The 25,686-nt window shown below is 64.6% G+C and carries 26 protein-coding genes; 9 read left to right on the top strand and 17 right to left on the bottom strand.

Annotated features, from left to right (window positions below):
* Positions 1 to 225: 225 nt before the first annotated feature.
* On the top strand, positions 226 to 357 hold the full coding sequence (locus tag AV929_RS22720) for a hypothetical protein (RefSeq protein ID WP_255355510.1): 132 nt from the start codon (positions 226 to 228) through the stop codon (positions 355 to 357).
* Between the two features lie 62 nt (positions 358 to 419).
* On the opposite strand, the gene AV929_RS02895 is transcribed toward AV929_RS22720, so the two are convergent.
* Together AV929_RS02895 and hisS are read right to left on the bottom strand one after the other, a co-directional pair.
* Entirely contained in the window at positions 420 to 842 is a 423-nt protein-coding gene (locus AV929_RS02895; RefSeq protein ID WP_050037504.1) for an SHOCT domain-containing protein, read from the bottom strand.
* A 61-nt stretch (positions 843 to 903) separates the two neighbouring features.
* A complete protein-coding gene (gene hisS / locus AV929_RS02890; RefSeq protein ID WP_014039429.1) occupies positions 904 to 2,211 on the bottom strand; it encodes a histidine--tRNA ligase in 1,308 nt (435 codons plus the stop codon).
* 246 nt (positions 2,212 to 2,457) lie between these two features.
* Here hisS and AV929_RS02885 point away from each other — a divergent pair, with 246 nt between their 5' ends.
* Positions 2,458 to 3,123: a transcriptional regulator gene (locus AV929_RS02885; RefSeq protein ID WP_050037503.1), complete on the top strand. Its 666-nt coding sequence runs from the start codon at positions 2,458 to 2,460 to the stop codon at positions 3,121 to 3,123.
* A gap of 38 nt (positions 3,124 to 3,161) precedes the next feature.
* Here AV929_RS02885 and AV929_RS02880 read toward each other — a convergent pair whose 3' ends face one another.
* The 4 genes from AV929_RS02880 to AV929_RS02865 form a co-directional block, all read right to left on the bottom strand.
* Positions 3,162 to 3,779 (bottom strand): tRNA (5-methylaminomethyl-2-thiouridylate)-methyltransferase, encoded by a 618-nt coding sequence (locus tag AV929_RS02880; protein ID WP_050037502.1) that lies wholly within the window; start codon positions 3,777 to 3,779, stop codon positions 3,162 to 3,164.
* A complete protein-coding gene (locus AV929_RS02875; protein WP_014039426.1) occupies positions 3,780 to 4,124 on the bottom strand; it encodes a DNA-binding protein in 345 nt (114 codons plus the stop codon).
* 87 nt (positions 4,125 to 4,211) lie between these two features.
* A complete protein-coding gene (locus AV929_RS02870) occupies positions 4,212 to 4,673 on the bottom strand; it encodes a 30S ribosomal protein S19e (protein WP_064287375.1) in 462 nt (153 codons plus the stop codon).
* Between the two features lie 113 nt (positions 4,674 to 4,786).
* Positions 4,787 to 5,818: a lysylphosphatidylglycerol synthase transmembrane domain-containing protein gene (locus AV929_RS02865; protein ID WP_064287374.1), complete on the bottom strand. Its 1,032-nt coding sequence runs from the start codon at positions 5,816 to 5,818 to the stop codon at positions 4,787 to 4,789.
* Positions 5,819 to 5,913: 95 nt separating this feature from the next.
* Here AV929_RS02865 and thiL point away from each other — a divergent pair, with 95 nt between their 5' ends.
* The gene (gene thiL / locus AV929_RS02860; RefSeq protein ID WP_064287373.1) at positions 5,914 to 6,780 is read left to right on the top strand and encodes a thiamine-phosphate kinase; all 867 of its coding nucleotides are present in this window, start codon (positions 5,914 to 5,916) and stop codon (positions 6,778 to 6,780) included.
* 30 nt (positions 6,781 to 6,810) lie between these two features.
* Here thiL and AV929_RS02855 read toward each other — a convergent pair whose 3' ends face one another.
* Positions 6,811 to 8,058: a site-2 protease family protein gene (locus AV929_RS02855; protein WP_064287372.1), complete on the bottom strand. Its 1,248-nt coding sequence runs from the start codon at positions 8,056 to 8,058 to the stop codon at positions 6,811 to 6,813.
* A 178-nt stretch (positions 8,059 to 8,236) separates the two neighbouring features.
* On the bottom strand, positions 8,237 to 8,485 hold the full coding sequence (locus tag AV929_RS02850; RefSeq protein ID WP_004518404.1) for a hypothetical protein: 249 nt from the start codon (positions 8,483 to 8,485) through the stop codon (positions 8,237 to 8,239).
* 419 nt (positions 8,486 to 8,904) lie between these two features.
* On the opposite strand from AV929_RS02850, the gene pyrH reads away from it, so the two are divergent.
* Both pyrH and lysS read left to right on the top strand, forming a co-directional pair.
* A complete protein-coding gene (gene pyrH / locus AV929_RS02845) occupies positions 8,905 to 9,591 on the top strand; it encodes a UMP kinase (protein ID WP_014039421.1) in 687 nt (228 codons plus the stop codon).
* Complete coding sequence (lysS, locus tag AV929_RS02840) at positions 9,592 to 11,229, top strand: lysine--tRNA ligase (RefSeq protein WP_050007568.1); 1,638 nt, start codon at positions 9,592 to 9,594, stop codon at positions 11,227 to 11,229.
* A gap of 53 nt (positions 11,230 to 11,282) precedes the next feature.
* Here lysS and AV929_RS22185 read toward each other — a convergent pair whose 3' ends face one another.
* Positions 11,283 to 11,459, bottom strand: coding sequence for a hypothetical protein (locus tag AV929_RS22185; RefSeq protein ID WP_014039419.1), 177 nt, complete (start codon positions 11,457 to 11,459; stop codon positions 11,283 to 11,285).
* A 62-nt stretch (positions 11,460 to 11,521) separates the two neighbouring features.
* On the bottom strand, positions 11,522 to 12,418 hold the full coding sequence (locus AV929_RS02835; RefSeq protein ID WP_050007567.1) for a universal stress protein: 897 nt from the start codon (positions 12,416 to 12,418) through the stop codon (positions 11,522 to 11,524).
* Positions 12,419 to 12,514: 96 nt separating this feature from the next.
* Between AV929_RS02835 and AV929_RS02830 the strand changes: the two genes are divergently transcribed.
* Both AV929_RS02830 and argS read left to right on the top strand, forming a co-directional pair.
* On the top strand, positions 12,515 to 14,281 hold the full coding sequence (locus tag AV929_RS02830; protein WP_064287371.1) for a site-2 protease family protein: 1,767 nt from the start codon (positions 12,515 to 12,517) through the stop codon (positions 14,279 to 14,281).
* Between the two features lie 72 nt (positions 14,282 to 14,353).
* A complete protein-coding gene (argS, locus tag AV929_RS02825; protein WP_064287370.1) occupies positions 14,354 to 16,093 on the top strand; it encodes an arginine--tRNA ligase in 1,740 nt (579 codons plus the stop codon).
* A 65-nt stretch (positions 16,094 to 16,158) separates the two neighbouring features.
* Here argS and AV929_RS02820 read toward each other — a convergent pair whose 3' ends face one another.
* Positions 16,159 to 16,950 carry an alpha/beta fold hydrolase gene (locus AV929_RS02820; RefSeq protein WP_064287369.1) on the bottom strand — a complete coding sequence of 264 codons (792 nt, stop codon included), beginning with the start codon at positions 16,948 to 16,950 and terminating at the stop codon, positions 16,159 to 16,161.
* A 142-nt stretch (positions 16,951 to 17,092) separates the two neighbouring features.
* On the opposite strand from AV929_RS02820, the gene AV929_RS02815 reads away from it, so the two are divergent.
* Complete coding sequence (locus AV929_RS02815; RefSeq protein ID WP_064287368.1) at positions 17,093 to 17,779, top strand: helix-turn-helix domain-containing protein; 687 nt, start codon at positions 17,093 to 17,095, stop codon at positions 17,777 to 17,779.
* Between the two features lie 67 nt (positions 17,780 to 17,846).
* Here the strand turns inward: AV929_RS02815 and AV929_RS02810 are convergent, their stop codons facing one another.
* The gene (locus AV929_RS02810; protein ID WP_008311088.1) at positions 17,847 to 18,665 is read right to left on the bottom strand and encodes a cell division ATPase MinD; all 819 of its coding nucleotides are present in this window, start codon (positions 18,663 to 18,665) and stop codon (positions 17,847 to 17,849) included.
* Positions 18,666 to 19,124: 459 nt separating this feature from the next.
* On the opposite strand from AV929_RS02810, the gene prf1 reads away from it, so the two are divergent.
* Positions 19,125 to 20,381: a peptide chain release factor aRF-1 gene (gene prf1, locus AV929_RS02805; RefSeq protein ID WP_064287367.1), complete on the top strand. Its 1,257-nt coding sequence runs from the start codon at positions 19,125 to 19,127 to the stop codon at positions 20,379 to 20,381.
* A 27-nt stretch (positions 20,382 to 20,408) separates the two neighbouring features.
* Here the strand turns inward: prf1 and AV929_RS02800 are convergent, their stop codons facing one another.
* The 5 genes from AV929_RS02800 to AV929_RS02780 all read right to left on the bottom strand — a co-directional run bounded on the left by AV929_RS02800 (position 20,409) and on the right by AV929_RS02780 (position 25,686).
* Positions 20,409 to 20,801, bottom strand: coding sequence for a DUF6276 family protein (locus tag AV929_RS02800; protein ID WP_064287366.1), 393 nt, complete (start codon positions 20,799 to 20,801; stop codon positions 20,409 to 20,411).
* Positions 20,802 to 20,857: 56 nt separating this feature from the next.
* The gene (locus tag AV929_RS02795; RefSeq protein WP_004593983.1) at positions 20,858 to 21,550 is read right to left on the bottom strand and encodes a V-type ATP synthase subunit D; all 693 of its coding nucleotides are present in this window, start codon (positions 21,548 to 21,550) and stop codon (positions 20,858 to 20,860) included.
* Between the two features lie 108 nt (positions 21,551 to 21,658).
* The gene (locus AV929_RS02790; RefSeq protein WP_023843114.1) at positions 21,659 to 22,411 is read right to left on the bottom strand and encodes a bacteriorhodopsin; all 753 of its coding nucleotides are present in this window, start codon (positions 22,409 to 22,411) and stop codon (positions 21,659 to 21,661) included.
* 93 nt (positions 22,412 to 22,504) lie between these two features.
* Positions 22,505 to 23,923 carry an ATP synthase subunit B gene (locus AV929_RS02785; RefSeq protein ID WP_014039410.1) on the bottom strand — a complete coding sequence of 473 codons (1,419 nt, stop codon included), beginning with the start codon at positions 23,921 to 23,923 and terminating at the stop codon, positions 22,505 to 22,507.
* Between the two features lie 2 nt (positions 23,924 to 23,925).
* A complete protein-coding gene (locus AV929_RS02780; RefSeq protein WP_064287365.1) occupies positions 23,926 to 25,686 on the bottom strand; it encodes an ATP synthase subunit A in 1,761 nt (586 codons plus the stop codon).

The raw sequence follows: 25,686 nt of genomic DNA, 5'->3' as shown, positions 1-25,686 counted from the left end.
AACCGCCGTGCCTCACTCTTCAATCCTTATCTGAACACTACGCGAACAGCCGCACACAGCGATAAGTAGCGGCTACGCGAAGGCGGAGTTATGGACCCCCCTCGCATCCAGAGACGCTGACCTGCACGGCGTGTGACACGGCAATCGAGGGCGTGGGCTACCTGCTGGCGACCGAGCGGGACGGCACTTATCACCGGCTGGTCGACGCGGTGATCTGTGGCGCCTATGGCTTCAACGACATCGGAAACGGGCTGTGCGCCCGAACTCGCCGACGTGGTCGACCCGGGACCGGACGATGTACTTCTGTACGTTCGCCTAACTGACAGCGGTATCGAGGTCGTCAGCGCGAAGGAATGAGGCCGCGAGTGCCTTGACTGCACATCCGCCTGTGGCACGGCTCGAATACGATGGCCGGCGACTCACTCGGTTTCGAGGCTGACTTCTCTGTCGGTCTCACCGGCTGTATTCTCTGCCTCGCTGTTCGCTGAGAGGGCTTCGGTTTCCAGCAATCGGTCCAGTCGCCGCTCGAACTCGCTGTCTGTCAGTTCACCGCGAGCGTACCGCTCCCGGAGCTGGTCGACCGGATCTACCGTCGGTTCCGAAGTCGTGGTCATCTCGGTTTCATCCGAGTCCGGCTCGGCCGCCGGCGATTCAATCATCGGTAGTTTCGATCCCAGAAGGGCGACGAGCGGAGCCAGAATGAACCAGCCGAGGATGATCGACATCGATGCAATCGGCCCGCCGAAGCCGGCCACGCCTGCAAGCATGGCGATACCCAGCGAGAGTATCGCGATGGTCGCGACGAGCTTCCACCTCGGGAGGGCGATGGAGGGGAGCTGCATGTCGACTACTCGACACGGTGGTCGCAAAAAGCTACTGTCGCGGACCGATGGCTCGGTCGCGTTACTCCGCGAAGTCCTCGAACGTCGGCCGGTCGTGGTCGCCCGGGAACGCCGAGAGCGGGACGCTGATCTGCTCGCCGTCGTCCATCTCCTTGAGCGTCACCTCGTCGTTTTCGAGGTCCTGCTCGCCGACGATGACGACCGTCTCGGCGTTGATGCCGTCTGCGTAGCCCATCTGCGCGCCAAAGGAGCGGTCGGCGACGTCGCTCTCGACGACGTGGCCGCGCTCGCGCAGGTCGCGAGCGATGCGGGCCGCGGTCGGGCGCGTGTCGCCGACCTGCAGGACGTAGTAATCCGTCGATAGCTCCTCAGCGGGCCAGACGCCGGCGCGCTGGCAGAGCAACTGAAGGGTGGCGTGGCCGGGCGCGAAGCCGACGGCCGGCGTCGGCTGGCCGCCGAAGCCCTCGATGAGATCGTCGTAGCGGCCGCCGCCAAACACCGAGCGGGACACCTCGCCCGTCGAATCGAAGCACTCGAAGACGACGCCGGTGTAGTAGTCCAGCCCGCGCGCGGTCGTCAACGAGACGGTGAGGTGCTCGCGGACGCCGAAGTCCTCGGCGGCGTCGAGCACCGCCTGAAGATTGTCAGTCGCCGCGCGGACGTCCTCGGAGCCGGTGAGGTCCGCGAGCGTTTCGATTTCCTCGGCATCGATCTGCAGCATCTCGTCGAATTTGTCGGCCTGCCCGTAGTTGAGCCCCGCCTCGACGAGCGCGTCAAGGTAGTCGTCGTGGTCGACTTTCGCCCGCTTGTCGACTGCGCGAATCGCTTCGGGCACGTCCACGTCGGCCCCGAAGGACTCCAGCACGCCCGCGAGGATGTCCCGGTGGGAGACGCGGATCTCGAAGTCCTCGGCGGTGAGCCCGAGGTCGGTGAGCATGTCCACGGCGACGGCCAGAATCTCGGCGTCGGCCGTCGGCTCCGCCGACCCGAAGATGTCGACGTTAGTCTGGTAGAACTCCCGGAACCGGCCCTGTTGGGGCTCCTCGTAGCGCCAGAACGGCCGCGTCGACACCCACTTGATTGGCTTCGAGAGTTCCTGTTGCTTGGCGACGAACATCCGTGCGACGGTCGGCGTCAGCTCCGGCGTGAGCGCGACCTCGCGCCCGCCCTTGTCCTCGAAGCTGTACAGCTCCTCGACGATCTCCTCGCCGCTCTTGTCGACGTACATCTCGGTCGGCTCCAAGGCCGGCGTGCCGATCTCCCGGAAGCCGTAGCGCTGTGCGACGTCTTCCAGCGTGTCCATGGCCCACCGCCGAGCCTGCATCTCCTCGGGGTAGAAATCACGAAAGCCCTTGACGGAGTCGTACATGTCCGCGTCTACAGCGAGGGCGCGCTTGAACCTGTTCGTTCACGCTGGCCGTGACCACCAAATCGCGCCCAGTAGAGACTCACTACGACAGGGGCTCGCTGCTGCTTTCGCCAGTAGTCCGTCCGTGACAGACGGGCGTGGCCGGCACGCGCTGGCGTCAAAAGGGTAGTGGCCGGCTACACGGGGAACGGTCCGTGTTAGAGAGGGGACAACAAAGACGCGGTCTATCGAGGGTGGCGCTATGGGATGGGCAAGGCATCGGTGGACGCCGCGCGGGGTGAGACAGTGACACAGCGATTCGAGACGGGGGTTCGAGCACTCGACCGGAAGCTCGACGGCGGCATTCCGACTGGGAGCCTCGTCACGCTGCTCGCCGAACCGGCAAGCCAGGCGGAGCTGTTTCTCTCCGAGTTCGTCGCCCGGCAGGAGACGGTGTATCTCTCCGGCGAACAGGCACCGACGACGGTCACGTCGGCACTGCGGTCCCAGCGGGGGACCTACGACGATCTCGCAGTCAGCCAACTGGATCGGGAGGCCCCGGTCAGCGATGTACTCGCCCACGTCGAGGGGCTCACCGAAGAGTCGCTCCTCGTCGTCGGCCCGGTCGAACCGCTTGAGCGCGCCGATACGGGGGAGTTTCGGGCCTTCCTCGAAACACTGCAGGCCAGACTCGCACAGACTGACAGCGTCGCGGTCCTGTACGCGCTCAAACACAGCGCCACGCCGCCACAGCGCCACCGGACAGAGTACACGAGCGACATCGTGTTCGATCTCGAAACGAAGCGAAACGACGACGCCATCGAAAACAGGCTCTTCGTCCCGAAGTTCCGCGGGGGCCGAGCGCTCACAGAACCGATATTCCTCGACCTCACCGACCGGATCAACGTGGACACCAGCCGGGACATCGCCTAATCTGACGAACGCACGCGCAGGACTCGAACCGCCGACGGCTACCGCAGGCCCTGCACGCGGGACTGCGTGTGCTCGGGGAACACGTCGGTCACGGCACCCTCGCCGTAGCGCTCCCGCAGGAGCGCGCGGAGTTCGACCTCGTAGTCGGCCTTCGGAATCTCGGCGCTGGGGCCGCTCTCGACCACGAGTCGGTTTGCAGCCATCGCGTCGATAGCGCCGCGGCCGATACCCGCAAGCGGCGCGAGGTAGTCCACGCCGAAGCGGTCCTCGACGCTCTGGGCGAGCGGGCGCTCGATGGTCGGTACCCGGTCGTCGCGACGGGTGCCGTCGGCGACGGCATCGAGTGTGTCGATGTCGTCAGCCTCGGCGACCCAGTCGCCCCGGGCGACGGTTTCGACGGCGTGTTCGTGGACCTGCTGGATGCCGTTACGCGGGTAGCCGTCGTCGTGCATCTGCTCGACGGCGTCGTGGGCCACGTCCGGGTCTAGATCGACCGTCGCGTGGTCGAAGCCGACAGCCGACGCGCTCTCCCGAGCGGGGTCGGTGTCACGGACGCCGAAGGAGCCGCTGACGAGCGTTACGTTGTAAAAGGGGTCGAGCAAGAGCGCCGCCAGCGTCGAGTCCTTGCCCCCGCTGTACAACAGGGCACAGCGCATCTACCGGCGCTTAATGTCGAAGCTCTTGGAGTCGGGCGTCAGCTCCGAGAGGAGCTCCTTCATCTGGTCCTCGTCGATCCGGCCCTGCACGCGGCCGCTCTGGGCCAGCGCGACGACCTGCTGTTCGATCTGCTCCCCGACCTGCGGTTTCGACATCTTGACCGTGTTGAGCCGCTTGCGTGCGCCGTCGGTGAGGTTCTGCTTGAGGACTGCCTGCTTCTGGGCGTCGGCCTGCTGCTTGGCCGCCTCCTGCGCCTCGCCCTCGTCGCCCTGCTGTTCCTTGAGCTGCTCCATCTTCTGTTTCCGAAGTTCTTCGAGCTCCTCCTCGCTGGGGTCGCCACTCATAGTTGTATTAGAGTACTGGAGTCGGTCGGAAAACGATTTCGGAGCAGGAGCTACGGGCCGGCTGAAAAACAGCGAGAAAGGCGTCAGTTACGCGTAGCGTTCGAGCTCCGGACGGTCGAGTTCCGTCAGGAGGTCGCCTGCGGTGTCGTCGAGGAGACTGCGGCCTTCGCCGGTGACACGGCGGCCGTCGTTCTCACTGGTCTCGACGTAGCCGGCGTCTTCGAGCTGCTGGAGCGCCGTCCGGATGATGTTGCCCGAGCCCTTGGTCTTGTGGTGGGGGCGGACGCGGTAGCGGGTCGTTCCCTGCTTCGAGGTGCCGTACTCGGAGCGGAGGGCGTTGACGCCGACGGGACCGTCGACGGCGACCTTCCGGAGGAGGCTGGCCGCTCGTCGTGCCCAGAAGTCCTCCTGCTCGGGTGGGAGTTCGCGGTCGACACCGGTCTTGGTGTACTCGGCCCAGTCCGGGGCTTCGATATCGTCTTCGTCTGCGAGCGTCTCCGTGAGTGCCTCGATGAGTTCCTCGGGGGGAACGTCGTAGAGTGTAGCCATTGCAGATTCCTTTCCGTCGCCGTCATTTAAACGCGTCGTTCGCAGTCGGCGGGCGTGAACCGTTCACTCGCCCATAGGGCAGTGATGCTCTCTCCCGTCGGGAACCGTGAGTGTCACTCCTCGGACGCGGCCCGGTCGACACTGAGCGCGGCAGCGACGCCGCCGCCGATAACCGTCGGCAGCAGGTAGCTCCCGACGCGGTGGATCAGCACCGCAGAGGTGGCGAGGGCGGCCGAAATCGGGGCCGTCGAGACCAGCAGCGTCACGAGTACCGTCTCGATAGCGCCCGACCCGCCGGGAAGCGGGACGACGCTGGCGATGCTCCCGACAGGGACGACAAGCAGGACGACCTCGACCGGGACTGGTGCCCCAACGGCGTACAGCGACGTCCACAGCGACGCCGACAGGCAGACCCAGCCAAAGGCCGAGAGCCCGAAGGTCTGGAGGACTGTCCGCCGGTCCGTCGCGATGCGTTCGATGGCCGAAAAGAACCCCTCGATTCGCGTCTCGATGTTTTTGGCGGACGGCGGGGACCACCGGGGAACGACCTTCGACACCGCGGCGAGGGCGGGTGCGACACCGCGAACGACCGCCGCCTGAATGCGGTCCCGGTGTCGCCAGCCCAGGACGGCGGCGATGGGGATGCCGACCGCGAGCACCGCGACAGCACCGGCGGCAAACGCCAGGTTTCGGGTCAACTGGACCGCTCCAGCGGCGACGAACGTGAAGCCGACGATGGCATACCCGACCGACGGCAGGAAGTGGACCGTGTCGACGGTAGCAATAGCCGCCAGCCCGGTCTCGTACTCGGTGTCGGCGGCTGTCGATATCAACAGCGCGCTCACGGGCTCGCCGCCGGCCTGGCCGAAGGGCGTGACGTTGTTCGAGAACACGGCGGCGACGAACACGAGAACGGCTGTGTGTGGCGCAACCGGTGCGTCAAGCGCTCGGAGGACCGTCCACAGCGCCAGCCCCCACGAGACGAGCCAGAGCATGGCGATGCCCGCGACAGCGAGAAGCGCCCACGGGTCCGCCGTGGTGAGCGCATCCAGCGTCTCGTCGATGCCGACAAACCACACCAGCCCCCCAAGGACGGCCAGTGCTGCCGCGAACCCGACGACCGTCGCCATCCGGTTCCCATCCATGTGGATGGGATTGGCAGTCTCCGGTTTCAACCCACCGACCCTGTCCCGCCGACCGATACCCCGAGGGTTTTGCCCCGGGACACCGACGACCGGGTATGGACGAGCGGGCTGCACTCGCCGACCTCGCCGACCGACTTCCCGACGCGGGCGACGACTGCGCCGTCGTGGACGGCCAGGTCATCACGACGGATATGCTCCACGAGCGGACGGACTTCCCGACGGGGACGACCCGCTACACGGCGGGCTGGCGGGCCGTCGCCGCCTCGCTGTCGGATGTGGCCGCGATGGGGGCCGACGCGACAGCCGCGGTGGCCGCGTACGGCGCGCCGTCGTTCGAACCGGACGAACTCGCGGCGTTCGTCGACGGCGCACAGGACGTGTGTCACGCGGTCGGCGCGGAGTACGTCGGCGGTGACCTGGACAGCCACGACGAGTTCACCGTCGCGACGACGGCCATCGGGGCGGCCGCGGACCCGATCCGGCGCTCGGGCGCGTCGCCCGGCGACGCGGTCTGTGTCACCGGAACGCTGGGCCGGTCAGCCGCCGCCCTCGAACTGTTCGACCGGGGCGACACTGGCCGGGCGAACGAGCTGTTTCAGTTCGAACCCCGCGTGCGTGCAGGCGTCGCACTCCGAGCGCACGCGACGGCGATGATGGATTCGAGCGACGGGCTGGCCCGCTCGCTGCACCAGTTAGCCGAGGCCAACGGCTGTGGCTTTGCTGTCGAAGAGCCACTCCCGATAGACGCGCAAGTCGACGCGCTCGCGGAGACTGAGCAGGAGCGGAGAGAGCTGGGCGTGTTCTTCGGCGAGGACTTCGAACTGGTCTGTACGCTGCCCGAGGCGGATGTTCCCGAGGCAAGACAGGCCGTGCCGTGCCCGCTCCACCGGATCGGAACGGTCACCGAACACGGCGTCACGCTCAACGGGGAGACGCTTCCGGACCGCGGGTACTCACACTGAGAACGGCCAGACCGCGACGCGAGCTAACGGTCAAATCGCACTTATCTCGAACGGAACCGGCGTGAAACAGGCCAGCCCCAGTAGGAACGTAAACAGGCCGAGCAGCGCCCGCCGTCGGTCCAGCGTCGTATCCACGGTCGGGCGGGCCGGACCGGCGTACGCGAGTCCGGTGGCGAACAGGCCCCAGAACACCCACAGGCCCCAGACGCCGAAACCGACCGGCGGCGGGTCGCGGGTGAAATACAGGTAGCCGGCGAGTGCGAACAGCGCGCCGGGAACGGCGGCGGCGACGGTTTCCTGGCGCTGTCCGACGATGGACCGCACGATGTGGCCGCCGTCGAGTTGCCCGACCGGGAGCAGGTTCAGGAACGTGAAGAACATCCCGGCCCAGCCGGCGAACACGATGGGGTGGACAGACTCTCCGGGACCGACCTCGGTCCCGAGTCCCAGCGTGTTCACCAGGGCCTCCAGCGCCTGGAACAGCAGCGGATAATTGAACGTGATGATGACGCCGGTGTCGCTGTTTGCCACGCGTTCCGGCACCGTAATTGGGTCTATCGAGAGGCCGATGACCGTGACGATGGTCGTCGCGACGAGCCCAGCGAGCGGGCCAGCGACACCGATATCGAACAGCGCCGTCCGGTCGGGGATGCGTCCGCGAATGTTGATGACCGCCCCCATCGTTCCGAGAAACGACGGAAACGGGATGAAATACGGGAGCGTCACGTCGACACCGTGGTATCGGGCCGCGGCGTAGTGGCCCAGTTCGTGGATACCGAGCACGCCGAGCATCGCGACCACGAACGGCCAGGCCTCGAAAATCCGAAGCGGGTCCTCCGCGACCGGGATGTAGTACCAGGCGCTCGCGCCGACGTAGAGGGTCGACGCGATAGTCGCGAACAGGAGCCCGATGTTGAGCCACGGGATACCGCCAGTGTCCGTGTCGGCGGGCTCCGCGATCAGTGCGTACTGGTTCGGGCGCGCGTTCAACGCACCACCGGTGGCGGTCATCGAGTCATCGACCGTCGGACCGCCGACGACAGTAGTGCCACCGTTGCTCGTAGTGGCTGCTGTATCGCCGGATTCCGGGCCGAGTTCTTCGAGCCGAACGTCGTAGCCCCGCTGTCGAAACAGCGGTCTGAGTTGCTCGACAGCGGCGGCTGGTGGCACTATCGGGTCGCCGAGATACTGGACAGATCCATCCGTCCGCCGCATTGACGAGACGGAGAACACGCCGGCCAGTCGGTCAGGCGACGGCGGGTCCGCGGAGCCACTCATCAACTGCTCGTAAACGATGCGGGCACAAATACTCCGCGAACGATCACACAGCTATAGTAGCCGTTGAAAATCAATGCACACCTGATCGCACGATGGCAGTGCGATCAGTGTATAAATCGTTTCAATTGTTACTATAGCAGGTACTATCGTCCGAGAACTGTACGCGGGGACCGGTCGTCTACGCTGGCTCGATACGCCAGGTGGTCGCGCTCGTGTACGACCACTTCTCGACGTTGATCTCGGACGCGCTGTCCTTGAGCTTGACCATCAGGGCACCGATCTCTTTCGGGGAGAGACCGACTTCATCAGCGATGAACTTGCTCTTGAAATACATCTCGCCGTCACTTGCCTTCTCTGCGAGGAACGACTTCAGTCGCTCTTCTTTGGAGGGCTCTTCCTCGCCGGAGGGCGTTGCGGTAGCGCTCATCTTTGTCACCTCACTTCTTCGTAACCCCGCCGGGAGTATATAAAGGAAGGAACCTTCAGGTCACTTCGGTCACTTTCAGGACAAATCGAGCTAAAACGCATTTTTTACAACCGGTTCAGATTCTTTTAGACATTTCACAAAGCCTTCTTAGACCGTAAATCGACGCAATTTTCGTGGTGTTTTGAGCGGTCTGTGAAAGAGAGATATCACCATCTGTAGCGCCAACAAGCGGCGCATTTCACCGTTAGTTTTCCAGAAGCGTCAGACACGCGTCAGCACGTCGGGCACGCGTCAGACGGACATTCTCGCGGGGACGCGACCGACAGCGATCGCAGTGGGTACCAGAAAGGGCCGACTAGAGAGACAGCAGTCAGTGGCCTTGACAACCCTTAAGAGTGCATCGCGGTTACGGCGGGCTAATGAAAGTCGTCGTCTCCATTGGCGGAAGCGTACTGGCCCCGGACCTCGACGCGGAACGGGTCGCCGACTACGCCGGCGCCATCCAATCGCTCGATGCACAGGGACACACGCTCGGGACCGTCGTCGGCGGCGGACCGACCGCACGCGATTACATCGGCACCGCCCGCGACCTCGGCGCAAACGAAATCGAGCTCGACCAGCTCGGTATCGCCGTCACGCGGCTGAACGGCCGGCTACTGATCGCCGCCCTGGACGACCGCGCCGCGCCGACACCCGCCGAGAGCTACGACGAGGGCCGGGAAGCCATCCGTCGCGGGGACATCCCTGTCCTCGGGGGCATCGTCGCCGCACAGACCACCGACGCCGTGGCGGCCGCCTTCGCGGAGTACGTGGGCGCGGACCTGCTCGTGTACGCGACGTCTGTCCCGGGCGTCTACGACGCCGACCCGAACGAAGACGACGACGCGACGCGGTTCGACGAACTCGGCGCGAGCGAACTCGTCGACGTGATTGCCGACATCGAGATGGACGCTGGCAGCAGCGCACCCGTCGACCTGCTGGCCGCGAAAATCATCCAGCGGTCCGGCATCCGGACGATAGTGCTCGACGGTACCGACCCCGAACACGTCGTGCGCGCGGTCGAAGATGGTGAGTTCGACGGGTCCGAGATTCTCCCGGAGGCATAGATGGCGGAAGACCCCTACGAGGTTGGCCGCGGCGGCGGCCGGGCGTTCTGGGCCGACTCCGTCGCCGACGCTATCGAAGCGCGCGACCCCGACGACCCAATCGTCATCAAGGGCGGCGTCTCCCCGTCGGGCGTCCCCCACATCGGCCACTTCAACGAGATTATGCGGGGCTACTACGTCGCCGAGGCCCTGCGGGACCGCGGCCACGAAGTCAGACAGGTGTTCACCGCAGACGACAAAGACCGGCTTCGGGCGGTGCCCCGCCAGCTCGCCGACCTCGACTGGAACGTCGTCGGCCTCGGCGAGGTCGACGCCGGCGCGCTCGGGCGGAACCTCGGGAAACCGTACACCGACATCCCGGACCCCTTCGGCTGCTGTGACTCCTACGGCGCGCACTTCACGACACTCCTGCGAAAAAGCGCCGAGTTGGTCGGCGTCGACGTAGAGTTCGTATCCAACACCGAGCTGTACGCCGACGGCGAGTTCGAACCCGTGACCCGCCGCGTGCTCGAACGCGCCGACCGGGCCCGCGACGTGCTCGCCGAATACCAGAACAAGGTCGGCGACGACTACGTCCCGTTCCTGCCCCAGTGCGAGGAGTGCGGCAAGCTCACCGAGGGCGTCACCGATGTCGACCTCGACGCCGGCGAAGTCGAATACGTCTGTGAGGACGTCGAAGCCGGCGACCAGACCATCGAGGGCTGTGGTCACGAGGGAACGGCGACGCTCCGGGACGGGAAGCTCCCGTGGCGGTTCGAGTGGCCCGCCCAGTGGGAAATTCTGGGCGTCGACTTCGAGCCGTTCGGCAAGGACCACGCCGAGGGCTCCTGGCCCTCCGGCGAAGACGTCGCCGAGAACGTGCTGGACATCCAGCCGCCGGTCCCGATGGTGTACGAGTGGTTTACGCTCGACGGCGAACCGCTCTCCTCGTCCTCGGGCAACGTCATCACCGTCGACGAGGTGCTGGATATCCTCGAACCCGAGGTGTTCAAATACTTCTTCGTGAAGGACCCGCGGAAGCAGCGGGACTTCTCCGTCGAGAACGTCGACCAGCTCGTCGACGAGTTCGACCGGTTCGAGCGACGGTACTTCGGAGAGGCCGAGGCCAGCGAGGACGACGCGGAACTCGCCGAGCGAGCCTATCCGATGGTCGTGGACGAACCGCGTGAACAGCGGGTTCGAATCCCCTACACGTTCGCCGCCGTCCTCGGGATGACCGACGACCCGGAACAGCGGGAGCAGATCGCCCGGAAAGAGGGCCACATCCCGGACGATGCGCCGGAGTGGGCCGTCGAACAGGCGCTCGCCCGCGTCGAGCGCGCCCAGGAGTGGGCCAGCCTGACGAACAACGAATTCAACTACGAACTCAAGCGCGCCGAGATGCCCGACGTGTCATTCGACGACGAGACGGCGGCCGCGCTGGACGAACTGGCCGATTTCATCGCCGAGGGCCACGATGGCGAGGCGATTCAATCCGAGATCTACGAGACGGCGAAGCGAAACGACATCGATATCGGCGAGTTCTTCTCGGCCGGCTACCAGCTCCTGTTCGACGACACCGAAGGCCCGCAGCTCGGGACGTTCATCGCGAAACTGGACCAGGAGTTCGTTGTGGAACGGTTCCGCCGGAACGAGTAGTCCCGGGGTAGGCGGGTCCTACCCACCCGTAACAGGCTATTGAAACGGCGACTTCAGGGCGACTGTTCCTGCGTGTCGACCCGTTCGAACATCGGTCCGAGACGCTCGTCGTAGCAGTCCTGACAGACGTACACGTCGATGACGCCCGTCTCGCTGTGCGTGTGAATCATCGCGTGGACGGTAGCGTCGAAGGGGACCGTCTCACCACAGATACCGCAGGTTTCTGGCATTGTCCGGCACCGTCTTGCGATACGTTCCCACGATACATAGAACGGGTGGTTCGTCCATCCGCTCAGGTCGAACGGGGCGTCACTAGTACGGGGACATCGACAGTTCGGAGCAGTTGCGACGTGACGCTACCGAGCAGCTGGCGCTTCAGGTTCGAGCGCCCGTGTGACGCCATCACGACGAGGTCGATGTCCCGATCGGAGACGTACTCGCGGATGCCAGCGGCGACGCCATCGAGCGAGTCCGTCCGTTCCACGGCGGTTTCTACCGATACGTCCGAAGCCGCCGTTTCGAGGTCGTCGGCGGTTGCTGCGACGGCGTCATGCCCGTCCGCTTCCAGTCGTTCGATGAACGCCTCGTTCAGTCCGCCAGCGTTGAACGCTCCGCCGGCGGCCTGGATATCGACGACGTTGAGGACGTGTACTGTCGCGTCGTACCGGTCTGCTACCGCCGCGCCGTGTCGCGTCGCCGTGTTTGCGTTCTCGCTCCCGTCAGTTGTGACGAGGACTCGTGAGTAGTCGAATTCGCGCCTTTCCGCCTGTTTCTCCCCCGAAACGACGAGCACGGGCACCGCAGTTCGGTGCAGGAGCTGTTCGGTGACGCCACCGAGGAGTCGCTTCCCGAGACCGGTCAGTCCCTGTCGACCGAGGACGATGAGCCCTGCGTCGGTTTCGCGGGCGTACTTGTCGATCTGTACGCTCGGTTTCCCCTCCAGAAGCTCCGTCGTGACGGGCTGGCCGATATCGGCGGCGAGCGACTCGATGTCAGCGAGGACGGACTCGCCGTGTTCGTGGAGGCGTCCGCTCTCGCGATCCGTTCGCGTGAGCCTGCGTGCTCGCTGGTCGACGACGTGAACCGCCTCGGCAGTCGCGTCGAAGTCCTTGGCCAGTGCGAGGCCGCGCCGTGCGGCTGCCGTGGATTCGTCGCTCCCGTCGACGGGAATGAGAACGTGGTCGTACATTGTGTGGTCGTTTGCAGCGCGGTCACTTCACCGTTGGCTGCTGGCGGTGTGTCCCAAACCAAACCCTCTTGCTTGGCTAAACCTAGTTTCGGGTAAATGGTGAGTACGCTGACGTGGGTCCTTGCGGGCCTTGTCGCTTACACCCTCCTCGCGATGGCGTTGCGGACCCGCGGCGTTGTCCCCGAGTATATTCGTTTTAGCGGCCCGATTACGACGATTCACACGCAGAAGGGCAAAGCTGTCCTCGACTGGCTTGCACGGCCAAAGCGGTTCTGGCGGGCCTGGGGGAACCTTGGCGTCGGGTTCGGACTCGTGGTGATGGTCGGCTCCTTCCTCCTCGTTGCGCTCGGGGCCTACCAGGCGCTCGTCAACCCACAGCCCTCCGCACTGAACGAGCCGCGGAACGCGCTGGCGATTCCCGGCGTCAACGACTTCCTCCCGCTGTCGGTCGCACCCGAGATCGTGCTCGGGTTGTTGCTCGGCCTCGTCGTCCACGAGGGCGGCCACGGGCTCTTCTGTCGCGTCGAGGACATCGACATCGAGTCGATGGGGCTGGCCTTGCTGGCGATCATCCCCATCGGCGCGTTCGTCGAACCCGACGAAGACGAACTCCTGCGGTCCGACCGCGGTGCGCAGGCCCGGATGTACACGGCCGGCGTGACCAACAACTTCGCGCTCGCGATCATCACGCTTCTGTTGCTGTTCGGGCCAGTCGCCGGCGCTGTCGCTGTCGTCGACGGCGTGCCGGTCGGAAGTCCGATCAACGGAACCCCCGCCGCTGATGCGGGTATCGAGTCAGGCGACGTTATTACGGCCGTCGACGGCCAGTCGGTCGAGAGCCAGCAGGAACTCGAATCGGTGCTCGCCGAAAACGACGCACAGACTGTCGAAGTGGCCCGTAAGGATTCCGAAACAGTCACCGTCGAGCGGTCCGTCGTCGTCTCGGCGGCCCTCCAGAGCGCGCCGCTTGGAACCGGTGAGACGATTGTCTCGGTCAACGGGACTGCCGTGGCTACCAGCAGTGAGTTCGAACAGGCGGCTCGAAACAATCCCGTTGCGACAGTCGAAACCGAGTCCGGGGAGACGGTCACGACCCCGCTCGGCGCATACGTCCTGGTCGCCGAGGACGGCCCGCTCGCCGGGGAAGGGGCACCGAGCGGCGAAGGCATGATAATCACCGAGGTCAACGGGGAGCGAACACACAGCGGGGCAGCGCTAATGCAGGCCCTCGAGGGCGGCGAACCCGGTGACCGGGTGTCGGTCACCGGCTACGTCGACGGTGCACGCGAGACCTACGAGGTGACGATGGCCGAGAGTGAGCAGGTCGACAACGGTATCATCGGCGTCAGCATCCAGCAGGGTATCAGCGGCATCCAGGTCAGTGACTTCGGCATCGACGCCTATCCCGCCGCCGCGTTCCTGGAATTCCTCGGCGGATCGCCTGACACCCCCACGTCAGTCTCCGAGTTCTCGTTCGCCCAGCGGATTTTCAGCACGCTCTTGCTCCCCTTTATCGGCGTCGCCGGCGGCTTCGGCTACAACTTCGCCGGCTTCACCGGCATCGCGACGAACTTCTACACCGTCCAGGGACCGCTCGGGGCGCTCGGAACGACGCCGGTGTTCCTGCTCGCGAACGTCCTGTTCTGGACTGGCTGGATCAATCTCGTCATCGGCCAGTTCAACCTCATCCCGACGTTCCCGCTCGACGGCGGCCACATCCTGCGGGCATCGACCGAGTCGTTCGTCTCGCGGCTCCCCGTCTCGGACGGGCGGCGGGTGACGACGGCCGTCTCCATCGCGATCACGGTGTCGATGATCGGCGGCCTCCTGTTGATGGTGTTCGGCCCGCGGCTCCTGACCTGAGACAGACAGGAATCGGTCTAACGTGGCTGGGGTTTCGTTACCCATTTACTCCCCGCCGCGAAAGCCCGGCGTATGTTCCTGCAGCTCCGTGCGGAGGTCGAGGACGCCCTCGACGACGCACTCACAGCCCTCGACCTGCCGGCCGAGGACCTCGGTATCGAGGAGCCACCGGAGGACGTCGACGCCGTGCTGGCGTCGAGCGTCGCCTTCCGGCTGGCCGGCGAGGTCGGTACTGCGCCACCGAACGTCGCCGGCGACATCGCCGAGGCGATTGACACGGACGACCTCACCTACGTCAGTGCTGTGACGACACAAGGGCCGTACGTCAATTTCCTCCCGAGCGAGGCGTACTTCGCCGAGACCCTGCAGTCAGTCACGGAGAGCGAGTTCGGGCGGCTTCCCGACCGCGACACCAGCGTCGTCGTCGAGCACACCTCCGCGAATCCGACTGGCCCGGTCCACGTCGGGCGAGCACGAAACCCTATCATCGGTGACGCCGTCGCTCGGGTGCTCGATTACGCCGGCTACGACGTCGACCGCCACTACTACGTCAACGACGCGGGCCGCCAAATTGCCGTGTTCACCTGGGCCTACGAGACGTTCGACGAGTCCGACCTGCCCGAGCCCGAGCGAGAGTCCCCGGAGTACGAGATGGTTCGGTACTACCGCAAGGGCAATACTGTCCTCGAAGAGGGCGACCCCGACGAAATCGAGGCGGCAGAGGCCGAGGTCCAGTCCATTCTGCAGGGCCTCGAAGACGGCGACGAGGAGACCTACGAGCGCGTTGCTGAGGTCGTCGACACCGTACTGGGCGGGATGCAGACCACGCTCGGCCGCCTCCCGGCGGAGTTCGACGAGTTCGTCAAAGAGACGAAGTTCATGCGCAACGGCGACACGGACGACCTGGTCGACCGCCTGAAGGGGCTCGACTGCGCCGTCTACGAAGAGGATGCCTGGCAGCTGGACCTGCCCGATTTCGAGAAGAATCTCGTGTTCCTGCGCTCCGATGGGACCTCGCTGTACACGACTCGGGACCTAGCCCACCACGAGTGGAAGTTCGATACCTACGACCGCGCCGTCACGGTGCTGGGTGAGGACCACAAGCTCCAGGCCGACCAGCTCTCGGCGGCGCTGGAACTGCTCGACAACGACACCGACCAGCTCCGGCAGGTGTTTTACTCCTGGGTGAACCTTCCCGAAGGCGGGATGAGCACGCGGGAGGGGACCGGCATCGACCTCGACGACCTGCTCGATGAAGCTATTGACCGCGCGCGCGAAGAGGTTGAGTCCCGACTGGACGACCGGACCCGCGGCGACCTCGACGCGGACGACATAGACCGTATCGCTCGTCAGGTCGGCATCGGCGCGGTGCGCTACGACATCGTCTCGAAACAGCCGACGAAGGGCATCACCTTCGAGTGGGACCGCGCGCTGGACTTCGAGGCCCAGTCCGCGCCGTACGTCCAGTACGTCCACGCGCGCTGCTGTGGGATCCTCGGCGACGTGGAGGCTGACATCCCAGCCGAACCCGACCTCGACCCACTGTCGGAACCGGAAGAGCAGGACCTGCTCCGCGAACTGGCCCGGTTCCCCGCCGTCATCGAGGCGGCCGCGGACGACCTGACGCCGCACACCGTCGCCACCTACACCCGCGACCTCGCCGAAACGTTCAATGCCTTCTACCGGGAGTGTCCGGTTCTCGACGCCGACGACGAGACCCGCGCCGCACGGCTGGCCCTCGTCGACGGGACCCGGACCACGATTGCGAACGCCCTCGACGCGCTGGGCGTCGAAGCGCCGACCTCGATGTAGGAGCGGTCTGCGTCGGGAATCCGATGTGACAGGCGCGATTGCCGCGAAAAGTCCGTCGAGCCGGCCTAATTCTGCAGGAACGCGTCGACTTCCGCCGCGATTAGTGCAGGTGCCTCGGCGGGGCCGCTGTGGCTGACCCCATCGAACTCGACGAATCGGCTGTGTGGGAGTGCGTCGTGAACGGCCCGGGCACTCTGCCGGAGGAAGTCCGGCCCGCCGGTGCCGGACAGAACGAGCGTTGGAGCGTCGACATCGAAGTGGTCGGGGAGCCGGTACTGCTCGACGGACCGGTTCATCCGAACGACCTCCTCAGCGAGGGCCACGCAGTCGGGCCAGACAGGCCACTCCGCAAGCCAGGCGTCGAGGTCCTCGATACCGTCTGGGTGAAGGACCTGTTCGATGTAGCGTTTCACCGCTTCCTCTCGCTTTCCATCCTGTACGAGCGATGCCATTCGGTCAGCGAGGTCAGCGTCGGCCCGGTACTCGGCGGGAAGTACCGCCGGTTCGTACGCGATAACTGCCTCGACCGACGTACCCGCCGCGGCCTCGATAGCGGTGAGTGCGCCGTACGAGTGGCCGAACAGGATTGGGTCGCCGTCGACAGCGTCGGCAAGCGCCCGGACATATCGGACCTCACGATCCAGCACCTCGTCGGCGTTTGTTTCCGCCGGGGAGTCGAGACAGGTCCCGAACCCCGGACGCTGGGGGACGACAGCACCGTAGCCCTCGAACTCTGGGATAACCGGTCCCCAGTACTCCGTGGGGGCCATCCCGCCGTGCAGGAGGAGGAGTGGCTGGCCGTCGCCGTAGCGCTCGAACTCGACTCCGATCTCATCTGCGGATTGTGTCGGCTGCATACAACATACGGTCGAACGCAGTCGGGCTAAGCCGTTCTCTCAGTGATTGGGCCGTTTAAGTAGGGTGTCGAAAGCAGGACCGACAGCCACGCCGATGCTCTGTTTCGACAGGCGCTTCAGCACTGGCAGCGAGCGATGCCGTATGGGGCTTATCGCAGAATTTCAGATCGATTGCGACTCGTTGCCGCTCGTGTCGGTCGCGGCTGCGGTACCCGAAGCGACGATCACCCTCTCACTGCAGTACAACCACGGTCGTCGCCCGCTGTTTATTGGGACCGTGACGGGTGGCTCCGAGCAGGCCATCGAGCGGGCGTTCACTGATGCCTACGACGTTCAGGAGTGGACGCGGATCGGGACGGCGGCCGACACCCGTCGGTATCAGGCAGTGCCGGCACTGAGCTTCGAGGAGCAACTCGGCGGCCAAATCGACGACTTGGACGGACTCGAAGCACTCGCCACGGCAGACGCCATCATCGAACGGATAACCGTGACCGCAGACGGGTGGGAGCAACTGGGATGGTTCGCCGACCGAGCGGCGTTCACCGAGTTCGCCTCGTTCTGGCAGCGAAACGCGGACTTCGGACTTGAGCGGCTGACCCGGGATGCGGAGCCGAAGTCGCCCGGCAACGGGCTCACGGACCGACAACTGGAAGCGCTACGGACGGCGTACGAGATGGGGTATTTCGAGATTCCGCGGCGCACGTCGCTGGACGCCGTGGCCCAAGAACTGGACATCTCTGCGTCGTCGCTCTCGGAGCGACTGCGCCGGGCACAGACTCAACTCATTCAGGAAACGGTCGCGACGCTGTGGCCGCCGCTTCCGGAATGAGTCAGAGACAGCGAGATGCGGTCGGAGCGGCGGGCTGAGACCGGACCGGCTGGCGGGTACAGAGCCGTCAGTTGAAGAGGCCGAACACACCGCCGGAGTCCTCGTCGTCGTCGACATCGGAGTGATCCTCGGTGTCGTCGAGGAACCACTCGTCGTCGAGTATCGTCTCGATATCCGTTTCGGGGCTCTCGCCGCGGAAGAACACACCCTCCAGCGCCTCGGTCAGCCGCTGATAGGCGTCGGCAGCCGTGCTCTCGGGGGCGTTGAGCACGAGCGGTTCCTCTGTCGTCGCCTGCGGGTCGTCCGGAATGACCGCAAGCAGCGGGAACTCCATCTGCTCGGCGATGGCCGCGACGTCAGTGTGGCGGGTCGCGCGGTTGATGATCGAACCGAGAACGGTCCCGTCGATTCGGTTCGCTAGCTGGGCCGTTTTGACCGTATCGCCCACCGCAACGTCGTCGGGGGTCGTGACGAGGACGATTCCGTCGGCCAGCCCAAGCGGCACGGCGACTTCGTGGCTCAGTCCAGCCCCGGTATCGATCAACACCACATCGTAGGCATTTCGGAGCGTCTTGATGACTTTCCTGAGCTTTGCGGGATCAGCGTCCGCGAACGCCTCCAGCGACTGTTCACCCGGAATCACCGTGAGTCCACCCGGCGCATCAGTCAAAGCCTCACTCACGGCAGCCTCACCGGCCAGAATCTCGTGGAGGCTCTTTTCGGGCTCTACAGAGAGCATCGAGCCGAGGTTCGCCATCCCCAGATCCGCGTCGACGACGGCGACATCGTAGCCCATCTCCTGAAGCACAGCCCCGAGATTTACCGCGGTCGTCGTCTTTCCGACGCCGCCCTTGCCGCCCGCAATCGTACACACATACCCCGCCATAGTCTGATTGCTTGGGTACAATGCAGGCAGTCATATAAATGCGACTGTCATTTGTTGGATCGTGACGGGCCAGGCGACGTTCAGAATAGGTGGTTTCACGGCCAGTCAGGTATCTCGGTTGTCACGTCTGTCGTATCGGCCTCACGGCTTTGCCGCTTCGCTCCCTCCCTCCACGGCTCCCGATGGTCGCCGTTCCGGTGCGAGGGCCGCTCACTTCGTTCGCGCCCTTCGCTGCTCACGGGTCGTCCCTCCCCGCTCGCCCGTCCTGCGATTCTCGCTTCGCTCGAATCGCACTGGCTTCCTCCGCGGCTCTCTTCGGTCGCCGCTCCGGTACGAGGGCCGCTCACTTCGTTCGCGCCCCTCGCTGCTCGCGGGTCGTACCTCCCCGCTCGCTAACCCGAAGGCCGCCCTTCGCTCCCTGTCAACAGGTTCTTACGCCACCTCGGCCAACAGAGAGTAATGAGCGAGCAGCAGGAACAGGAGCAATCTGACAAGCAGAAATACGAGTTCCGGAAGGTAATAGAGGAACTCAAGGGGTACCAGGGCTCGGGAACCCAACTCGTCTCTATCTACGTGCCCGAGGACAAGCAGATCAGCGACGTCGTCGCCCACGTCACCCAGGAGCACTCCGAAGCCTCGAACATCAAATCGAAGGACACCCGGACGGCGGTGCAGGACGCACTCACCTCAATCAAGGACCGCCTCCGGTACTACGACGTGCGACCCCCCGAAAACGGGCTGGTCGTGTTCTCGGGTGCATTCGACACCGGCGGCGGTCGGACCGACATGGTAACGAAGGTACTCGAATCCCCGCCGGACCCCATCGAGTCGTTCCGTTATCACTGTGACTCGGAGTTCCTCACCGAGCCCCTGGAGCACATGCTGGCCGACAAAGGGCTGTTCGGCCTCATCGTGCTCGACCGGCGCGAGGCAAACGTCGGCTGGCTGAAGGGCAAACGGGTCGAGCCCGTCAAGTCCGCCTCCTCACTGGTCCCGGGCAAACAGCGAAAAGGTGGTCAGTCAGCCCAGCGTTTCGCCCGCCTCCGGCTGGAAGCCATCGACAACTTCTATCAGGAAGTCGCGGGGATGGCGAACGACCTGTTCGTCGCCGACCGCCACGAACTGGACGGCATCCTCGTCGGCGGCCCCTCACCGACGAAAGACGAGTTCCTCGACGGCGACTACCTCCACCACGAACTCCAGGACATGGTACTGGGGAAGTTCGACGTGGCCTACACCGACGAGTCAGGGCTGTACGACCTCGTGGACGCGGCCGACGATGTGCTGGCCGAACACGAGATGCTCCGGGACAAGGAGCTCATGGAGGACTTCTTCAAGCAACTGCACAACGGTGACAAGGCCACCTACGGGTTCGACCAGACCCGCCAGAACCTCAACATGGGCGCGGTCGAGCAGCTACTCATCTCCGAGGACCTCCGGAAAGACGTGGTCGCCTACACCTGCGAGAACGGCCACGACGAGTACGAACTCATCAACAGCAGCGCCGAAACGGAGAGTCACGAGTGCTCCCGCTGTGGGGCCACCGTCGACGCCGAGGACGGCGAGCGCGACGACGCCATCGACCACCTGATGGAACTGGCCGACCAGCGGGGCACCGAGACGGTGTTCATCTCGACTGACTTCGAAAAGGGCGAACAGCTGCTGACCGCTTTCGGCGGCGTCGCCGGCCTGCTGCGCTATTCGACGGGCGTCTAACGACCGTCGTTCGCACTTTCAGTTCTGTTATAACAACTGTTCCAGTTGCCGACGACGACGGCCGAGGTCGACGTGGGCCGCCTCCCCGTAGCTGGCGTCGAGGCGGTCCAGTACCAGTAGCGGGTCGACGCCCTCGCGCTCGATTCGTTCCAGCAACGCAGTGATCTCCGCCCGGTGCATCGCCAGCGAATCGAGTAGCCCGACGAGCAACACCAGCGGGACCGCTGCGTCGTCGTTATCGGGGATGGAACTATCGAGACCAGTAAAGTCCGGGACAGCAGTGGGTGGCTCCGTCTCCGGTTGGAGAGTTAAACAGGACTGACAGACGCTGGCACCCGGTGCGTCTCCGGGGAGATATTGCTGGAGATCAGACGGGACTGGGAACGAAACGAGGTCGCCACCGCAGTCGAGACAGGACATACTCAAGCACGAACCTGAAAGCGCAAAAACGATACCGGTCAGGACGGACTCCCCGATCAGTCGTCAGCAGTGACCGCTTCGGGCTCTTCTTGTGCTTCCTCTTCGGCCGCGAGCGCGTCCTCCTCCTCTTCTTTCTTGGCTTTGATCTTCTTCATGCGGAAGATCTCTTCGCGCTCCTGCTCTTCGAGTTTCTGCTCGATGTACTCCTGGTTGTCGTAGAGATCGGGCAGGAGTTTGAATTCGAGGGCGTTGACACGCCGTTTCGTCGTCTCGATCTCTTCGAGCATCTTCTTCATCGCCGTCTCGACTTCGGCGGCGAGGATGATGTTCTCGAGCAGTTCCTCGTAGGCCTCGGCGGCCTCGTCGATGCGGGCCGAGGTTCCCATGACGCCGTAGCCGCGTTCGTCCAGTGACTTCCGGACCTTGCTGGACTCGATCTGCGGGACGACGACGCCCATGATGTTTTTCGACTGGGTCGTCAGTTCCGGGTGTTCTTTCAGTGCTGCGGCGGCCCCGCGGACGGCCACGTCGCCTTCCATCGCCCGGGCCATGTTGATCGCGCGCTGGGCCCGTTCGTAGGAACCGTCGAGGTCTTCACGGACGTCCTGAGCCTGGTCCAGAATGTCCATGAACTCCATGATGAGGCCGTCGCGCTTCTTCTCCAGCGTGTCGTGCCCACGCTCGGACAGCTCGATGCGGTCCTCGATCTGCATCAGATTCTTGCGCGTGGGTTTGACGTCCTTAGCCATTACGGGTCTTTTTTCGACGTAGGCAGTTAACGGTTTCCAGTTATTTCGGTTCGAGCGCCGCCGCTTCCGGATCGACACCCAAAAAACGAAGTCGGCGAACGGCAGTCGTTAGTCGTCTGCAGGCGTTGCGCCGGTGCTGGTCGACTCCGCAGCACCGTCAAGCACGCCGTGGCTACGGAGCAGGATGATACCGAAGCCGACCTTGGCGACGAGGTCGATGACCATGAAGCCGGCCGTCTCGATCCCGATACCGACGAGGCCGAGTCCTTCACTGCCGACGAGCCACCAGACCGGGTAGACCAGCCACACGACCGTCACGAGGTTTCGCAGCGTCTTGAACGTGCTCCGCGTGTCGCTGGGCAGGTCTGCGACCCGACCGGACAGCGAGGCGAACAGGAAGTACAGCAGGACCAGCAGGAAGGCGGTGCTGATACCCCACCAGACCAGCCGTTCCGCGCCGGCCGACAGCACGCCGCTCCCTGCGCTTAGCGTCGCGACCACACCGGTACCGATCATCAGCACGTCGAGGCTGACGAGCGAGGCGATGGTGTTGCGGTCTGCCCCTGCAAGCAGTCCGAGGTCATACAGCAGTAACGGCGTCGTGAACAGCCAGTCGGTGTATCGCGCCCAGTAGATGGGGTGTTCCGACCCGCCGAACTCGATGAACGTCAGGCCGAACCCGAGTGCCATCGCGAGGTAATTCACGAACGCGATTGCCGTGATCAGTATTGTCGCGATGTAGAACTTCTGACGCCTGCTGTCGGTTTCACCCCAGCCACGCGCGATGAAGTATAGCATGCCGAGGAACATGCCCGCTGTACCTAACCACAGCCATATCGCTTCACTCCCTGGTTCTGGCATAGTGCACTCTAGTATAGGAGGTCAACGCTAAACAGTCGCGTACCCAAAATATATGGTAAAAATTGCGAAGAGCCGTGAGATATAGGGCCGTTGTCAGGCTTCGGCTTCGACAGTTTCGGCGGTCTCGTCCTCGCGGTAGTGCTCCTCGATGAGGTCCTCGTCGATGCGGTTCAGCGCATCCTTCGGGAGCATCGAGAGCAGGTCCCAGCCGAGTTCGAGCGTCTCGTCGATACTGCGGGCCGTGTCGGTCCCCTGATCGACGAACTCCTCCTCGAAGCGGTCGGCGAAGTCCAGGTACTTGTTGTCCAGTTCCGACAGCGCCTCGCGACCGACGATGTTCACGAGGTCGCGCAGGTCCTCACCTTCCGCGTACGCGGCGAAGATCTGGTCTTTCACGTCGGCGTGGTCGGCGCGAGTCAGCCCCTCGCCGATACCGTCGTCCATCAGCCGCGACAGGCTGGGCAGAACGTTGATCGGCGGCTGGATGCCCTGGCTGTTGAGGTCGCGGTCGATGTAGATCTGGCCTTCGGTAATGTACCCGGTCAGGTCCGGAATCGGGTGCGTATCGTCGTCGCCCGGCATCGTCAGGATCGGGAGTTGAGTCACGGACCCCTCGCGACCCTCGATCCGACCGGCACGCTCGTAGAGCTGTGCCAGGTCAGTGTACATGTATCCGGGGTAGCCACGCCGGCCCGGGACCTCCTCACGCGCGGCACCGATCTCGCGCAGTGCCTCGCAGTAGTTGGTCATGTCCGTCAGGATGACCAGGACGTGGTAGTCCTTCTCGAAGGCAAGGTACTCGGCGGTGGTCAGCGCCAGCCGCGGCGTAATCGTCCGCTCGACGGCCGGGTCGTCCGCGAGGTTCATGAAGACGACGGAGCGTTCCAGCGCGCCGGTGCGCTCGAAGTCGTCCATGAACTCGTTTGCCTCTTCGGCCGTGATACCCATCGCGCCGAAGATGACAGCGAACTCTGACCCTTCGTCGTCTTCGCCGTCCTCCTCTTCCGGCACCGTCGCCTGTCGCGCGATCTGGAGTGCCAGGTCGTTGTGTGGCAGGCCGGAGGCGGAGAAGATCGGCAGCTTCTGGCCGCGGACGAGCGTGTTCATGCCGTCGATGGCCGAAACACCCGTCTGAATGAACTCTTCGGGGTACTCCCGGGAGTAGGGGTTGATCGCCTCGCCGACGATGTCGCGGCGTTCGTCGGGGACGATCTCGGGCCCACCGTCGATCGGCTGACCGGTCCCGTCCATGACCCGCCCGAGGAGGTCCTCGGTGACGGGCATCTTCATCGTCTCGCCGAGGAAGCGAACCGAGGCATCGCGGTCGATACCCTCGGTCCCCTCGAACACCTGAATGGCAACGTAGTCGCTCGCGGATTCGAGCACCTGGCCACGGCGGGTCTCGCCGTCGCTGAGCTCGATTTCGACGATGTCGTCGTAGCCGACCGGTTCGTCGGTTTCGACGAACACCAGCGGTCCGCTGATCTCCGTGATTGTCTGATACTCTTTCATTGTTAGTACAGCTCCCGCAGTTGAGACTCGATGTCGTCTTCGAGGTCGTCGATGTACTCGTTGTAGTCTTCCTGCACGCCGATACGGTTGAGCCGCGGCGCGGCGTCGATGTCGGTGATTTCCTCGACGGGAACGCCGGCATCGAGCGCCTCGAAGGCCGCATCGTTGTACGTCTTGGCGGCGTCCATGATGCGGTAGGTCTTCTCGGGCTCACAGAAGGTGTCGACGTCGTGGAAGGCGTTCTGCTGGAGCCACGCCTCGCGCAGGTAGCGGGCGATTTCCAGCGTCAGCTGCTGGTCTTCCGGCAGCGCGTCCTTCCCGACAAGCTGGACGATTTCCTGCAGTTCGGCCTCCTCATCCAGCGTGTCGATGGCCCACTGGCGCGTCTCCGGCCAGTCGTCCCGGACGTTCTCCTCGAACCACGGGTCGAGCTGGTCGCGATACAGCGAGTACGACTCGTTCCAGTTGATAGACGGGAAGTGCCGGCGTTCGGCGAGGTCGGCGTCCAGCGCCCAGAACGTCTTGACGATACGCAGCGTGTTCTGGGTGACCGGCTCCGAGAAGTCCCCGCCCGGCGGCGAGACGGCCCCGATGACCGAGACCGAACCCTCGGTACCGTTGATGTTCTCGAAGTACCCGGCACGCTCGTAGAACTCGCTCAGGCGAGCGGAGAGGTACGCGGGGTACCCCTCCTCGCCGGGCATCTCCTCGAGCCGGGAAGAGATTTCGCGCATGGCCTCGGCCCACCGGGAGGTGGAGTCGGCCATCAGCGCCACGTCGTAGCCCATGTCACGGAAGTACTCCGCGATGGTGATTCCCGTGTACACACAGGACTCACGGGCCGCGACGGGCATGTTTGACGTGTTGGCGATGAGGCAGGTCCGGTCCATCAGCGCGTTGCCGGTGGTCGGGTCTTCCAGTTCCGGGAAGTCCTCGATGACCTCGGTCATCTCGTTGCCACGCTCGCCACAGCCGACGTAGACGACGATGTCAGCGTCGGCCCACTTGGCGAGCTGGTGCTGGGTGACCGTCTTCCCGGAGCCGAAGGGACCCGGGATGGCGGCCGTCCCGCCTTTCGCAATCGGGAACAGGCCGTCCAGCACGCGCTGGCCGGAGATGAGCGGCTCCGTCGGGGTCTCCTTCTCGACGGTCGGCCGCTGCTGGCGCACCGGCCACTCCTGGTGCATCTGGATTTCCTCGCCGCTGTCCAGTTCGACAACCGTCTCCTCGACGGTGAAGTTGCCCGATTCGATGGCGACGACCTCGCCACCCTCGGAGTCGGGCGGGACCATCACTTTGTGATCGATACTGGGCGTCTCAGGGACAGTGCCGACGATATCGCCGGCTTCGACCTCGTCGCCTTCCTCGACTTCGGGGGTGAACTCCCAGGTCTTCTCCAGGTCAATGCCCGGCGCGTCGACGCCGCGGTCGAGGAACGCCGACCCCATCTTCTCTTCGAGCACGTCGAGCGGGCGCTGGACGCCGTCGTAGATGGCGTCGAGCATGCCCGGCCCGAGGTCCACGGAGAGGGGCGAGCCCGTCCCTTCGACGGGTTCGCCGGGGGAGACACCGGAGGTCTCCTCGTACACCTGAATCGTGGTGATGTTTCCTTCGATCTCGATGACCTCGCCCATCAGCCCTTCCGAGCCGACGTAAACGACGTCGTTCATCCGGGCGTCGAGGTCCCGAGCCGTTACGACCGGTCCCGAGACGCTTTCGATAATGCCGTCCTCGCGGACGTCTGTGTCTGTTGCTTGACTCAT

Source organism: Haloarcula sp. K1 (genome assembly GCF_001647155.1).
GTDB classification, from domain to species: domain Archaea; phylum Halobacteriota; class Halobacteria; order Halobacteriales; family Haloarculaceae; genus Haloarcula; species Haloarcula hispanica.
The sequence above is the reverse complement of the archived record's forward strand: the minus strand, read 5'-3'. Positions and strand labels throughout refer to the sequence as shown.